Below are 14,221 nucleotides of genomic sequence, written 5' to 3' on the forward strand. Positions count from 1 at the left end.
GCACTGACCCCCAAAAGTTGGACCAAGAAATCCAACCTTTGGGGGTCTTTTAATGGCAAAATACAGTTATGAATTGAAGAGGAAAATCGTCGAAGAATACTTGTCAGGGAAGACAAGCTATCTCGTCTTAGAAGATAAATATCAGATTGGCGAATCGCAGATCAGACGCTGGGTCAACAATTACAAACATTTTGGCGATGAAGGCTTAATACGCTCTAGAAATAAACGCTCGTACAGTGTAGAGTTTAAGTTAGAAGCCATTACACGTTACGAAACGAGCGAATGTAGTTACCAACAATTGGCCCTTGAACTCGGTTTGACGAATCCGTCCATGATCGCCAAATGGCACAGTCAGTATCGAAAGGAGGGCATTGAGGGGCTGCAATCACATAAGCGAGGGAGACCTGTGACGAAGAAAGACGCCTGCAATCAACCACCGAAGTCTGCAACTAAGAAGGAGCCTCTTGATGCAAGCTCACGTGAGGCATTGGAAAACCGCATCAAAGAATTAGAAGCGGAGAATCGGAGGCTCACCATTCAAAAGATATATCTGGAGGAGCTAAGGAGTTTGGTGAGGGAAGAAAAAATGAGAAAAAGGCGAGGATCGTCGCCAAACTCCGAGAACAATTCCAACTAACAGAGATACTCGCTGCCATCAACTTTCCCAAATCCACCTTTATGTATTGGCAGAAAAAGTGGAGCGAAGAAGACAAAGACCAAGCGTTAAAAGACGAGATCCTCGCCATTCGGCGCGAACACAAAGACTACGGCTACCGCCGGATCCATCTGGAGCTGAAGAACCGGGGCCAAGTGGTAAACAAAAAGAAAGTTCAACGACTGGTTCAAGACATGGGCCTTCAAGTCCACGCCTACGGTAGGAAATACAAGAAGTACAACTCCTACAAAGGCGTCGTCGGCAAAATTAAGAAGAATCGAATCAATCGACGCTTCAACACCTGTATCCCCTACCAAAAAATTACCACCGACACCACAGAATTCAAATACTACATCGAAGATCAAACCGGGAAACTTCAAACAAAGAAACTCTATCTCGATCCATATATGGACATGTACAATCTGGAAATCATCAGCTACGTCCTCTCCGACCAACCCAACGGCGTCACCATGCTACGAGGCTTAGAAGAAGCCATCGAACGAACCAACGGTTGCCCCTACCGGCGCACCTTCCACTCCGATCGTGGTTGGGGCTACCAAATGACCGCCTATCAAGCCATGCTGAAAAAGCATCACATCTTCCAGAGCATGTCGAGAAAAGGCAACTGCTACGACAACGCACCCATGGAAAACTTCTTTAGTGTGCTGAAAAGAGAAATCTACGACGGTTACGTCTACCGAAGCCGGCAAGAACTCGTGCGGGCGATCGAACGTTTTATCCGCTACTACAACAACGATCGAATCAAAGAAAAGTTGGGTGGCTTGAGTCCGAAGCAATACCGTGAACGAATGAAATCCGCATAGAACGAATGTTATGTAAAACAAAATCGAGCAAGCGAAATGCTTACTCGATTAAGTCCAACTTTATGGGGTCACTCTACTTCGGCCGCTTTTTTATTGCCTTTGAAAAGAAAAACATATTTTCAAACCTTTAATTCACAGGCGATGCCGAGGGCAAAGAGCGAAGCCTGAATCGTTTTCCGACTTTGTTCTGTGTTATACTAGAGGTTAAGTCAGGGGGAAGATATGGAACTGGATTTATTTAATTTTATCGACCGCTCCATCGAGCTGTTGAACAATAAATACGATCACATAGCGGAGCTTGAGAACGAGCTCGAAAACTTTTTCGAAATGGAATTTATGGAAAACGACCGTTTTCTCGCGGTCAATTCCCGAATTAAATCGCCAAACTCTCTGCGGGAAAAAATTATTCGCAACAGCCTTTACATGCGTTACGACGATCCGTCGAAAATGCTTCGGAACATGCAGGACATTATCGGCCTTCGAATCGAATGTCGCTTTACCGATGACGAGGCGGCTATCTACCGCGCCATTAAGGATTTGTTTTACATTCCCGTGGAAGACGGCTACTATCGCTCGCCGACTCACAAGGGCATTTTCCTCGATATGGAAACGGCCCAGCCCATGATACAGAAAAACGGATTCGGCATTTATAAAATCGACGGCATTATTAAAGACGGCGACGAAAACATAAATTTCGAACTGCAGATCAAGTCCCTGGTCAATGTCTTCTGGGGCGAAATCGACCACAAGGTCCTGTACAAGAACTACAACTACATGCTCACGGAAGAATTTTTCCGGGACATTATGCACTCCATCAAGGACAATCTGTCCATGATCGACAGGCAGTTGAGGATTCTTTATGAGCACGTTAACGACATGGACTCCTCGGCGGCCTACAGCAATCACAAACAGGTGAAGAGCCTGTTGTCGAAAATCATTCACGACATTTTCGTCGGAAACATTCGAAAAGAGCTGGGCTTCGTCGTGGACTTTAACGAAACCTCGGACATTATCGTGGATTACCTGGATTACAAATGCCAGGAGCTCTTGGATTATAACGAAGGGGAAAACTTCATTCGCCTTTTGAACCGCATCAATCACATCGACCAGCGAGGCTTCAAAGTGTCCGAGAGCGTGGTCTTCGATCGCAAGCCGAGCTTTACCACGGACTTTACCGAACGGGTGGGCCGGGCGGTTTACGCCGTCATGCCGCGGGAGTTCGGATGGAATTTGTTTTTTAAGATCATTGCCGTCATCGAGCAGTCTGAACCCCGAATCGACTTCGAAGAGTTTTTCCGCTATCTGGAAAGTCTCTTGGTAAACATGGTATCGAGAGAAGTAGATTCCAGAGGTTTTTCCGAGGAGGAATACCAAGTCCTCGTGGATTTCGTCTTGGACTGCTACGCCACCATGGTGGAAAAAGATCCTTCCATGAACCATATGATCAGCAAGTACTACGGATTGAGCAATCACTCCATATCTCAAGTCTTTCGAAATATCGACTCCTTCGAGGATTTTCAGGAAAACAAATCGCGCATCGAGCGTTTGCTAAACAGTTAGGAGGGAGCATGGCGGAAATTATTTTGGCCGGCGGCTGTTTTTGGGGCGTGGAAGAATATTTTCGTCGAACGAAAGGCATTACGTCGACTTTGGTGGGCTATGTCAATTCCGATATCCCGAATCCCACCTACGAAGACCTGTGCTACGGCAAGAGCAAGGCGGCGGAAGGTGTCATCATCGAATTCGATGACGACGTTATTTCCAGGCAGGAAATCGTCGATTTGTTTTATAAAATCATCGACCCCTACAGCTATTTTCGCCAGGGAAACGACGTGGGGCGGCAGTACCGCACCGGCCTCTACTATCGACCGGGCGACGAGGCGCTGAAGGCCTTTTACGAAGAGGATAGACAGAGGCGGCAAAAGGATTCTGCGCGTAAGATTTGGGTAGAGGTGGAGGCTCTTCAAAACTTCACCGAGGCGGAGGAATACCATCAAAAGTACTTGGTGAAAAACCCCGGCGGTTATTGCCACATTCCTTTGCCTAAGAAAAGCGAAAACTAATGACGGAACGGTGCATTTCGTGTAATATAAAGGAGAGGTGATATTGTGATAAAAGGTTTAACCGGCGACTTCCCGGTATTGAAGTACTTTGCTGAAATTACGGACATTCCCAGATGCAGCAAAGAAGAAGAAAGAATCAGCAATTACTTGGTAGCATGGGCAAAAGAACGGAACCTCGAGGTCATTCAAGACAAAGAGAACAACGTCATCATTAAGAAGCCCGCGTCCAAGGGCTACGAAAATGAGCCCACCGTCATTTTACAAGGCCACATGGACATGGTCTGTGAAGCGGTGAAAGGCCACGAACACAATTTCTGTTGTGACCCCATTGAAGCGGTCGTGGAAGGCGATCGGATCATTGCCAAGAACACCACATTAGGCGCCGACGACGGCATTGCCGTGGCCATGATGCTGGCGATTTTAGACGGCGATTACGAACATCCCGCTTTGGAATGCTTGATCACCACGGACGAAGAGACCGGCATGACCGGAGCTCACACCCTCGACGGGAAGCTCCTCGAAGGCCGTACCTTGATCAACATCGACTCGGAAGAAGAAGGCATTATTACCGTGGGCTGTGCCGGCGGTTTGGTGTCCAATATTGTTTTTGAAAAATCCTTCAAAGCACCGGAAAAAGACGTCTTCCTTCAACTGGACTTCGGCGGATTCCGCGGCGGCCACTCCGGCGCGGACATCGACGACGAACGGGGCAACCCCATTCTTTTACTGGCGCGGATGTTAAGAGAAGTGTCCTTCGAACACGATTTCGAATTGGTTGACTTCTCCGGCGGATCCAAGCCCAACGCCATCCCCAGAGATGCCGAAGCCATTATCGGCGTCGACTCCAAAGATGTGGACGCTGTAAAAGAAGCCTTAAATCGCTCGGCCGACACGATTCTTAAGGAATTCGTCGCCACGGACCCCAACGGCAAGCTGAGTATTGTCGATGCCAAGGCCGACAAGGTCCTCACCCCGGAAGTAGCCGACGGCATCATTAACTACCTGTTATTGGCACCCAACGGCGTCAACACCTTCAGCAAAAAAATCGAAGGCTTGGTTGAATCTTCCACCAATGTGGGCGTCGGCGCAAGCAACGACGAAAAGGTGGTTTTCACCATGCAAATCCGCAGCGATGTGGAAAGCAAGATTCATTTTATCGCTTTGAAAAACCGCATGGCCGGCGAAGTCAACGGCGGTAAATACGAAGAACAATCTTCCTACGCCGCATGGGAATATGCGGAAGAATCGCCGCTACGCGACAAAGCCGTCAAACTATGGAAAGAAATCACCGGAGAAGAAGCCACGGTAGAAATGATTCACGCCGGTTTGGAATGCGGCATTTTGCAAGATGCCATCGGTCATATGGATATGATTTCCATTGGCCCCGACATGGAAGGCGTGCATGCACCGGGAGAAAATCTATCCATTTCTTCCACGAAGCGAGTCTTCGACTACCTGATTAAACTGTTAAACACGAAAGGATAAATATGAGCCACGATCACAATCACGAACACGATCACGAACATGAACACGAGGAGATGGACGTCATCACCCTGACTTTAGAAGACGACAGCGAAATGGACTGTGCCGTCATCGGCGTCTTTCCCTACGAAGAAAAAGACTACATCGCCTTATTGCCCTTAAAGGACGACGAGGTCGATGAAGACGCTTCCGTTTTACTTTACGAATACACGGAGCTTGAAGAAGGCGAATTGGAATTGGTCTTTATAGAAGACGAAGACTTTTTCAACGAAGTGGCCGACGAATTCGAACGCCTCTATGCGGAAGAAGTAGAAGACCAAGGAGTCTAAAATTACGGAACAATTACCTTATCGAAGCTTCAGCGTTTATGCCAATCAAACCTTCGGCATGAAAGTGTACAAGGTGCCCATTCACCTGAAGGGAAGCTGTCCCAATCGCGACGGCACAGCAGGCGTGGGCGGCTGCATTTTCTGCGGCGAAGAAGGGGGAAGCTTCGAATGGATTCACGGAAGCATCGGCGAACAATTTAAAGAAAATAAAGAGCGCATGAAGGCCCGGTACAATGCCCGGGGCTTCATCGCCTATTTTCAAAATTTTACCGGCACCTACCTTCCCTTGGAAGAATTTAAAGAAAATTTAAAGGCGGTGGCCACGGAAGACATCCTCGGCGTTTCGATTTCCACTCGGCCCGATTGTGTCGACGACAGTTATTTAGAAGCGGCGAAAGAAATCTTTCCCGACAAAGTCATTACCTTTGAATTGGGTCTGCAATCGGCGAATGAAAAGACCCTGGCCCTGATCAATCGTGGGCATGGTGTCGACGTTTTTATCGATGCCGCCAAGCGCATTAAGAAAAAAGACCTTCGCCTTTGTGTTCATATGATTTTGGACCTCCCCTGGGACAGTCGCGAAGACGTGATCCGAGGTGCGAAGCTTTTGGCTGATGTGGGCGTCGACGAGGTGAAGATCCACAATCTTTACGTGGCGAAGCTCACCAAGCTCGCCGACATGTATGAATCCGGCGAATTCGTTCCCCTTCCCATGGAAGAATTTATGGAGCGGGTGATTCTGTTTTTGGAACACTGCCCGCCGGAGATGGTGGTTGGCCGCCTCTTAGGCCGTGCGCCTGAAGACGACGTGCTCTTCGCCAATTGGAACAGAAGCTGGTATTATATTCGGGACGAAATTATTCGTCGAATGAATGAGGAGAATCGGCCGCAAGGTCACTTCTATAGAAAATAGAGAAAGGATGATCACAATGATTCATTACATTTTAGGAGCAAAAGGCGCAGGAAAGACGAAATGGTTAATCGACCACGCCAACGAAGATCACGAAGGCGGCAACGGCAATATCGCTTTTGTCGAAGTCGACGACGATCACATTTTCAGCTTAGATTACAATGTGCGCTTAATTAATGCCACGGAATACGACTTGACGACCCTGGATGAATTCTACGGCTTCTTATGCGGTATGTTCGCCATGGACTACGACTTGCAAAAAGTTTATGTCGACGGCATGTACAAAGTCGTAGATCTTTCCATCGACGACTTGGTTGATTTGGCGAAACGTTTGGAAGCCCTGGGCATGGAAAACCGCGAAATTTACATCAATGTAAACTACGTTGAAGCTGACTTCCCGGCAGAATTAAAAGAGTACGCACTGGAAGTATCTTTAGAAGGCTAAGGATTTGACAGGGGATCGGAATGAAAGCAAATAAAACAATTATTCGAATCATCGCAGTGGTTTTATGCGTTGCCATGGTGTTGCCGGTAATAATCAATGCAATCTTTTGACGACGGCTTAAAGATGGAACCCATTTGCGACGAATGGTTCCGGCACTTTATGGAAAGGCGTAGCGCGCTGATCCGCGCTTACGAGCGAGGGGATTTAAATAAAAAGGAATTTCTGCAGTCGAATTTAAAAGACATGCACAATAGTAATGTGCGCCCTTTTTTACTTATCGACCGCTTGGAAAAAGGCATCTTTAACTACCAGTATTACAATGCCCTTGCTAAAAGCTATCGCATGGAGGCGCGCCGCTTGAAGGGGCGCCAAAAATGCAATCGCGAGTACAGCCGCTGCCTTTCAATGGCCGAAAAATATTACGGGAAAAAAGACGATACGATACTTGAGATTTTGAATTTCGTCGATTGTAAAAATGTGTACGCCTATTTCGTGCACTGCGACGGAAAAAAACTTCAGGACCGCCTGTTTGAAATCGTCTTTATCGAATACCCGGAGTATATTTTGCATTCCACATCCCGAGAGATTTACCGGTATTTGCTCGACCGCAATATTTTCAAGGAAGAAAAGATGCGGTCTAAAATCGAGATGTACATTAACGACAGGTACTGAGCCAAAGAAGGAGGCAAGGTTTGGAATACAATCATCTGAAACAATCGGATCCGGCGATTTTTGAGCTGATCCAAAAAGAAATCCATCGTCAGCAAAGTCACATCGAGCTGATCGCATCGGAAAATTTTGTCTCCCGCAGCGTCATGGAAGCCATGGGATCGCCTTTAACCAATAAATATGCCGAAGGCCTTCCCGGCGCACGCTATTACGGCGGCTGTGAAGTGGTGGATGAAGTGGAGCAATTGGCCATCGATCGCTTTAAGGCCCTTTACGGTGCCGATCATGCCAATGTTCAGCCCCACAGCGGCGCCAATGCCAATATGGCCGTGTACCTGGGCCTGTTGAAGCCGGGCGAAAGAATGCTGGGCATGAATTTGAGCCAAGGCGGTCACTTGTCCCACGGTAGCCCGGTGAATATTTCCGGTAAATATTTCGACGTGGTGGCTTACGGCGTGGACAAGGAAACCGGCCGGATCGACTATGACGCCTTTGAAGATGCAGTAAAGAAGTACGAGCCCAAGCTGGTCATTGCCGGCGCTTCGGCTTATCCGAGAAAAATCGACTTTAAGTGCATGGCTGAGGTCGTGAAGGCGAGCGGCGCCTACTTTATGGTCGATATGGCTCACATTGCAGGACTTGTGGCCACAGGCTATCACGAAAATCCCGTGCCCTATGCCGACGTGGTGACCACCACGACACACAAAACCCTGCGCGGTCCCAGAGGCGGTGCCATTCTCTGTACGGAAGAGCTGCACAAAACCATCGACAAGGCCGTGTTCCCCGGACTGCAAGGCGGCCCACTTGAACACGTGATTGCGGCAAAAGCCGTATCCTTCCACGAAGCGGCTCAGCCCGACTTTAAGGTATATTGCAAGCAGATCATCGACAATGCCAAGGCCATGGAAAAAGTCTTTTTGGAACAAGGCGTGGATTTGGTATCCGGCGGCACGGACAATCACTTGCTGCTCTTGGATCTTCGCTCCCTAAAGATCACCGGGAAAGAAGCGGAAAAGCTTTTAAACGACAGCGGCCTCGCCGTCAATAAAAACATGATTCCCTACGATCCCGAAAAGCCCATGGTAACCAGCGGCATTCGCATCGGTACCCCGGCGATTACCACCCTGGGCGCCAAAGAAGAAGACGCGGCCTATGTGGCACAAATTATGGTGGACCTGCTGAAAAAAACCATTTCGGAAGACGAAGCAAAAAACAGGGTAAGGATTTTTTGCGAAAAATTCCCCCTTTACAAATAACGGGAGAAGGACTCGAAAGAGTCCTTTTCTAATATGACGAGAGGAGGCGCCATGAACCCATATGAAATCGACATCGTTCATAAAGCATTAAACACGATTCGTTCCGTGGATCCCGGGTCCATCGGCGAAGAGCTGGAAATCGAAGCCGGCGACCGACTCATCGCCATTAATGACAGGGAAGTGCGGGATGTCATCGACTATCGCTACGAATCGGCCAACGAGTACATCACCTTGACCATAGAGAAACAGGACGGAGAGCTGATCCTTTACGATATCGAAAAGGACGTGGAAGAATCCGTGGGATTAAATTTTGTAACGCCTTTGTTGGACAAGCAAAAGACCTGCTCCAATCGCTGTCTGTTTTGCTTTATCGATCAAATGCCGCCGAATATGCGGGACAGTTTATACATTAAAGATGACGACTCCCGGCTTTCATTCCTTCAGGGCAATTACATTACCCTGACCAATATAAAAAAAGAAGACTTCGATCGCATGATCGCCTATGGCTTGAGCCCCATTAATGTGTCGGTTCACGCCACCAATCCCGAGCTGCGGGTGAAGCTTTTGAAAAATCCTTCGGCGGGAAAGATCATGGAAGACATGAAGCGCCTGGCACGTGCGGGGATCGTCATGAACGCGCAGATCGTCCTCTTGCCCAATGTAAACGACGGCGAGGAATTGAAGCGAACCCTGCGGGATTTGGCATCTCTTATGCCGCAGGTGGCCTCCGTGGCCATGGTGCCCGTGGGCCTATCCAAGTATCGAGATCATTTGCCGAAGCTTGCGCCCTATACTAAGGAAGAGGCGCGAGAGGTCATCGCCATTGCCGAGGCCTTCGGAAAAGAGATGCTGGAAAAATGTGGCCGCCACTGGGTCTATGCCTCCGACGAATTTTATCTCATCGCCGAAAAGGATCTGCCGGAAGCGGAATTTTACGACGGCTATCCCCAGTACGAAAACGGCGTGGGGCTTATGCGCTCTTTCTTTGAGGAATTTAAGGAAGCTCTGGATGAAGCTGAGGGCGACTACCATTCGAAGATCACCTTGGCCACCGGAGAGTATGCGGCGCCCTTGTTTCGGTCCATGGCGGAGATGATAGGCGAAAAGTTTCCCGGCATTCATCTCGACGTGGTCACCGTAAAAAACGACTTTTTCGGTGACACGGTGAAAGTGGCGGGGCTCTTGACGGCGGAGGATGTGATCCGTCAATTGAAAGGTAAAATCCACGATGCTATAATGTTACCTATGTCTATGTTCCGAAGCGACCGTCCCATTACATTGGACGATGTGACGGTGGACGCTTTGGAAGAAGAATTAGGTGCGAAAATTATTACCGTAAGCAACAATGGCGGTGAATTTTTACAAAAATGTTTGGAGGTGCGTCCTGTTGAATAGACCGGTCGTCTGTATTATAGGTCGTCCCAATGTAGGGAAGAGTACCTTATTTAATGTGCTGACCCGCTCGAAAATATCCATTACAGAGGATACGCCGGGCGTGACGCGGGACAGAATCTATGCGAAGGCCACGTGGCTGGATCACGAATTTACTTTAATCGACACGGGCGGGCTGGATCCTTCCAGTGGCGAGACCTTTATGCCCGAAATCATGGCTCAGGCGGAAGTGGCCGTGGAAAACGCGCAGATTATTTTATTTGTCGTTGACGGTAAGGAAGGCTTGACCAATGTGGACCGCGAGGTAGCGGCCTATATTCGCAAGAGCGGAAAGGAAGCCCTGCTCGTCGTAAACAAAATGGATGCCAAGGAATCAAAAGATCATCTCTACGATTTCTATGAGCTGGGCCTGGGCGAGCCCTACGTCATCAGTGCCGAGCAGTCCCGAGGCATCGGCGACTTACTCGATGCCACGGTAGCCTCCTTTCCCAAAGGAGAAGAAGACGATTTTCGCGACGAAATCAAAGTGGCCTTTATCGGCAAGCCCAATGCCGGCAAATCTTCCTTGGTGAATCGCATTTTAGGGGAAGAGCGATCCATCGTCACGAACATTCCTGGCACGACCCGGGACTCCATTCACTCGTTTTTTGAATATGAAGATACGGATTACGTCCTAATCGATACGGCGGGACTGAGAAAGCGCAAGAAGATCAACGAAAAAGTGGAACGCTACTCCGTGGTGCGCACCTTACGAAGCATCGAGCTCGCCGACGTGTGCGTGCTTTTAATCGATGCCACGGAAGGCGTCAGCGAACAGGATTCCAAAATCGCCGGCTATGCCCACGACAATAAGAAGGCCATGATCATCGCCGTGAACAAGTGGGATGCTATCGAAAAAGAAACACGGACCATGAAGCAATTTGAAGAGGCCATTCGCAGGGAGCTGCCCTTCTTAAATTACGCGCCCATGATTTTCATTTCCGCACTAACGGGCTCTCGGGTGGACAAACTGTTGAATATGATTCACGTGGTCAACAATAATTACTCCCTTCGGATTCAGACAGGGGTTTTAAACGACATTATGAACCGCGCCGTGTTAATGAATCAGCCCCCTTCCGACAAGGGCAAGCGGGGAAAACTTTACTACGCGAGCCAAGTGTCGGCGAGACCGCCGAAAATCGTCTTGTCCGTAAACGACAAAGAGCTGTTCCACTTTACCTATCTGCGGTATTTGGAAAACCAAATTCGCGCCTCTTATCGCTTTGACGGCGTGCCCATTATCATGGAGTTGAAAAATCGATGAAAACTTTCCTCGTTCTCTTAGGCTGCTACCTCGTGGGCTCCGTTTCCGGCGCCTATATTTTGAGTCGCATCTTTCGCCACAAAGACATTCGCGACGAGGGAAGCGGCAATGCGGGAACCACCAATGCCATACGGGTCATGGGGAAAAAGCTGGGTTACGCCACCTTCGCCATCGACGTGGTCAAAGGCGCAGTGGCCATGGCTTTTCTCGCGCCCATGCTGGACGAATCCATGCGGTTCTTTGCCGGCCTCTTTGTCGTCCTCGGTCACGACTTTCCCTTTTACCTCGGGTTTCGCGGCGGCAAAGGCATAGCCACAACCTTCGGTTCCTGGGGCGTCGTCGAGCCTGTCAGTACGGCGATCGGTGCCCTATGTGGATTCGTCGCGGCAAAGACGACGAAGTATGTCAGCGTCGGCTCCTTGACTTTTTTAAGCATAAGCTCCGTGGCCATGCTCGTTTTATATGGCAGGGACCCGAGCAATGGGTTGGCCGTTCTTTTGGTTTGGCTTTTAGGTTTTGTTCGACATAAAGATAATCTGATTCGCCTGAAAGAAGGCAGAGAAAATAGAATCGGAGGGAGATAAGTTGAAGATCGGAATCATCGGTTGCGGCAGTTGGGGAAGCGCCATTGCCAATCTTCTGGCCACCATCGGCCACGAAGTCCATATGTATACTCAAAGCGAAGAGCAGTATGAGCGGATTCGAAGCGTCGGGGACAATCCCGGCTATTTGGAAGATTTCAAATTCCATCCGTCCATAGAAATCCATCTTTCCATTGAAGAGGCCATCGACGGGGCCGACGGCATCGTCCTCGCCGTGCCCACGGCGGCGATTCGCTCCTGTCTGGAAGACATTGCCCGCGTAGGGACCGAGGCACGGATCATCAATCTGGCCAAGGGCTTGGAACAAGGCAGTCACTTGCGCCTGTCACAAGTGGCGAAAGAAGTGTTGCCCCATGCACCCTATATCGTTTTATCCGGGCCATCCCATGCGGAAGAGGTGGCGAAGCTTATGCCTACCACCGTATTGGTCTGTGCGGAAGATAAAGAAGACGCCTTGTGGGCGCAAGATTTATTTACCCACGACAGTTTCCGCGTCTATGTTCAAGACGATATGATCGGCGTGGAAATGGGCGGAGCTCTTAAAAACATTATCGCCCTCGGCGCCGGTCTATCCGACGGATTGGGCTACGGTGACAATGCCAAGGCGGCCCTGATGACCCGGGGACTCACGGAAATTCAGCGTCTGGGTATCGCCCTCGGCGCAAAGCCCGTTACCTTTCAAGGCCTTTCCGGCATCGGCGATTTAATCGTCACCTGCACCAGCGTTCACAGCAGAAATTGGCGCTTCGGAAATATGATCGGCAAGGGTACGGCGCCGGAAGATGCCATCGAGAAGGTGGGCATGGTGGTGGAAGGGTATAAGACCACCAAGGCCTGCTACGAATTGGCAGAGGAGCTAGGCATCGAAATGCCCATTACGGAAAAACTTTACGACGTCTTGTACCGCTCGGCGGATCCGAGACAGGCAGTGCTGGATTTAATGCAGCGCCCGAATAAACACGAAAACGAGAAGATCTTTCTACTATGACACAAGGCTCGAATGTTCGAAACAAAATTCGACGTCGACAGAATCGAAAGAGGAAGCGCAGACGGCTGCTGCTTCTGATTCCTTTGCTGTTGATCCTGCTGGGCGGCGTCTATTCCGTTTACGACCGCCTGGTTTTTGCGCCCAAAACCGCAAAGCCCACGGAAATTCAATTTCGCGACGTGGCCGAGGGTGAGGGCTATCTGCTCTTTGACGAAGAGACGGTCTTTACCAAGGCCGGCGGCACCGCCGTGTACAATGTGCGTGAAGGCAAGAAGGTGCCCAAGGGTTTTCGCGTGGCGGATATTAATGTCATGAACGACAATTCCAAGGTAAAGGATCAGCTTATACGGATCCAGGCGGCCATCGATTTTAAAAACGACCGCACCTCGGAAAAATCCAAAGATACGGTGGACGAAGAATATGAAAACGTCATTCGAAACATTCAGCGCTTTATTCGAGATGAAGATTACGAGAAGCTCGTCTCGTCGATCAATACCTTGGATTTAAGTACGAAACACACGGTCAATGTGTCGGAACTGAATGAGCTGTTAAAGCTTTCCATTCCCGCATTGGAAGAGCAGAAAGACGTGTTGACGGAAAGGATCGCCTCCACCAGCGCCGATTACACGGCGCCGACCTCCGGAATCATCAGTTATACATTTGACGATTTAAAAAAAGACCTGTCTCTGGAAAATGATGATGAAACCTTCACCCGCTCTTACTTAAAAGCCGTGGACGTGGCGCCGCTTACTCGGGGTAAAAACCACGTGAAAGAAGGTCAGGCCTTTTTCCGCTCCATATGCGACACGCGATACAAAATCGCCCTACCCATTGACGACGAGCGCCTGGTCAAAGACCAAATCAAACAAAACGTCACTGTGCGCATCGGAAAAGTTTATACTCAGGCGCAGGTGGAAAAAGTGCTTCGCGACGAAAAGGGCGCCGTGGTAATATTAAACTTGCAAGACAAATTGCAGGAAGTTTACACGCCCAGGCGACAAAAGATTACAATAATTAAAAGTCAATCCAGGGCGTTAAAAATTCCCACGACGGCCATCGTCAAGGGAAAGCACGGCGAGGACGGCGTCTATGTAGACGAGATACGCCGCTTTGTCTCCTTTGTGCCCGTGCGGGTCCTTTCCGTTCGCGGTAAGGACGCCTATATCAGCATGGGCGGCGAGGACGCCACGATTAAAAATAAACAAGGCAAGTATGTGACCACGGTTCAGCCCAACGACGACGTCATCGTCGAGCCGAAAAAAGTGGAAAAGAACAAGATAGTCTATTGATCCGAGGAGGTGCG

15 protein-coding genes are annotated in these 14,221 nt (G+C 49.4%); all 15 read left to right on the forward strand.

Annotated features, from left to right (window positions below; all coding sequences use genetic code 11):
* Positions 1-52 precede the first annotated feature (52 nt).
* Positions 53-637 (forward strand): helix-turn-helix domain-containing protein, encoded by a 585-nt coding sequence (locus BQ7397_RS09365; protein ID WP_077074540.1) that lies wholly within the window; start codon positions 53-55, stop codon positions 635-637.
* The gene (locus tag BQ7397_RS09010) at positions 547-1,479 is read left to right on the forward strand and encodes an IS3 family transposase (RefSeq protein ID WP_234970557.1); all 933 of its coding nucleotides are present in this window, start codon (positions 547-549) and stop codon (positions 1,477-1,479) included. The genes BQ7397_RS09365 and BQ7397_RS09010 overlap by 91 nt, the downstream gene beginning before the upstream one ends.
* A gap of 222 nt (positions 1,480-1,701) precedes the next feature.
* Positions 1,702-3,039 (forward strand): GTP pyrophosphokinase, encoded by a 1,338-nt coding sequence (locus BQ7397_RS05330; RefSeq protein WP_077075082.1) that lies wholly within the window; start codon positions 1,702-1,704, stop codon positions 3,037-3,039.
* An 8-nt stretch (positions 3,040-3,047) separates the two neighbouring features.
* A complete protein-coding gene (msrA, locus tag BQ7397_RS05335) occupies positions 3,048-3,542 on the forward strand; it encodes a peptide-methionine (S)-S-oxide reductase MsrA (protein ID WP_077075083.1) in 495 nt (164 codons plus the stop codon).
* 45 nt (positions 3,543-3,587) lie between these two features.
* A complete protein-coding gene (locus tag BQ7397_RS05340; protein ID WP_159435159.1) occupies positions 3,588-5,027 on the forward strand; it encodes an aminoacyl-histidine dipeptidase in 1,440 nt (479 codons plus the stop codon).
* Between the two features lie 2 nt (positions 5,028-5,029).
* On the forward strand, positions 5,030-5,353 hold the full coding sequence (locus BQ7397_RS05345; protein WP_077075085.1) for a DUF1292 domain-containing protein: 324 nt from the start codon (positions 5,030-5,032) through the stop codon (positions 5,351-5,353).
* Between the two features lies 1 nt (position 5,354).
* On the forward strand, positions 5,355-6,266 hold the full coding sequence (mnmL, locus tag BQ7397_RS05350; RefSeq protein WP_077075086.1) for a tRNA modification radical SAM protein MnmL/YtqA: 912 nt from the start codon (positions 5,355-5,357) through the stop codon (positions 6,264-6,266).
* A gap of 16 nt (positions 6,267-6,282) precedes the next feature.
* Positions 6,283-6,708 (forward strand): hypothetical protein, encoded by a 426-nt coding sequence (locus BQ7397_RS05355; protein WP_077075087.1) that lies wholly within the window; start codon positions 6,283-6,285, stop codon positions 6,706-6,708.
* A 96-nt stretch (positions 6,709-6,804) separates the two neighbouring features.
* On the forward strand, positions 6,805-7,380 hold the full coding sequence (locus BQ7397_RS05360) for a DUF6648 family protein (protein WP_083703430.1): 576 nt from the start codon (positions 6,805-6,807) through the stop codon (positions 7,378-7,380).
* A gap of 20 nt (positions 7,381-7,400) precedes the next feature.
* The gene (locus tag BQ7397_RS05365) at positions 7,401-8,633 is read left to right on the forward strand and encodes a serine hydroxymethyltransferase (protein WP_077075088.1); all 1,233 of its coding nucleotides are present in this window, start codon (positions 7,401-7,403) and stop codon (positions 8,631-8,633) included.
* A gap of 51 nt (positions 8,634-8,684) precedes the next feature.
* Positions 8,685-10,028: a DUF512 domain-containing protein gene (locus tag BQ7397_RS05370; protein ID WP_077075089.1), complete on the forward strand. Its 1,344-nt coding sequence runs from the start codon at positions 8,685-8,687 to the stop codon at positions 10,026-10,028.
* Positions 10,021-11,328, forward strand: a complete 1,308-nt coding sequence (gene der / locus BQ7397_RS05375; protein WP_144019976.1) for a ribosome biogenesis GTPase Der — start codon at positions 10,021-10,023, stop codon at positions 11,326-11,328. Before BQ7397_RS05370 ends, der begins: the two co-directional genes overlap by 8 nt.
* A complete protein-coding gene (plsY, locus tag BQ7397_RS05380) occupies positions 11,325-11,912 on the forward strand; it encodes a glycerol-3-phosphate 1-O-acyltransferase PlsY (RefSeq protein WP_077075091.1) in 588 nt (195 codons plus the stop codon). Before der ends, plsY begins: the two co-directional genes overlap by 4 nt.
* Position 11,913: 1 nt before the next feature.
* Positions 11,914-12,918 (forward strand): NAD(P)H-dependent glycerol-3-phosphate dehydrogenase, encoded by a 1,005-nt coding sequence (locus tag BQ7397_RS05385; protein WP_144019977.1) that lies wholly within the window; start codon positions 11,914-11,916, stop codon positions 12,916-12,918.
* Positions 12,915-14,207, forward strand: coding sequence for a biotin/lipoyl attachment domain-containing protein (locus BQ7397_RS05390; protein ID WP_077075093.1), 1,293 nt, complete (start codon positions 12,915-12,917; stop codon positions 14,205-14,207). The genes BQ7397_RS05385 and BQ7397_RS05390 overlap by 4 nt, the downstream gene beginning before the upstream one ends.
* Positions 14,208-14,221: the final 14 nt, after the last annotated feature.

It is taken from the genome of Aedoeadaptatus urinae, assembly GCF_900155585.1.
GTDB classification, from domain to species: Bacteria; Bacillota; Clostridia; order Tissierellales; family Peptoniphilaceae; genus Aedoeadaptatus; species Aedoeadaptatus urinae.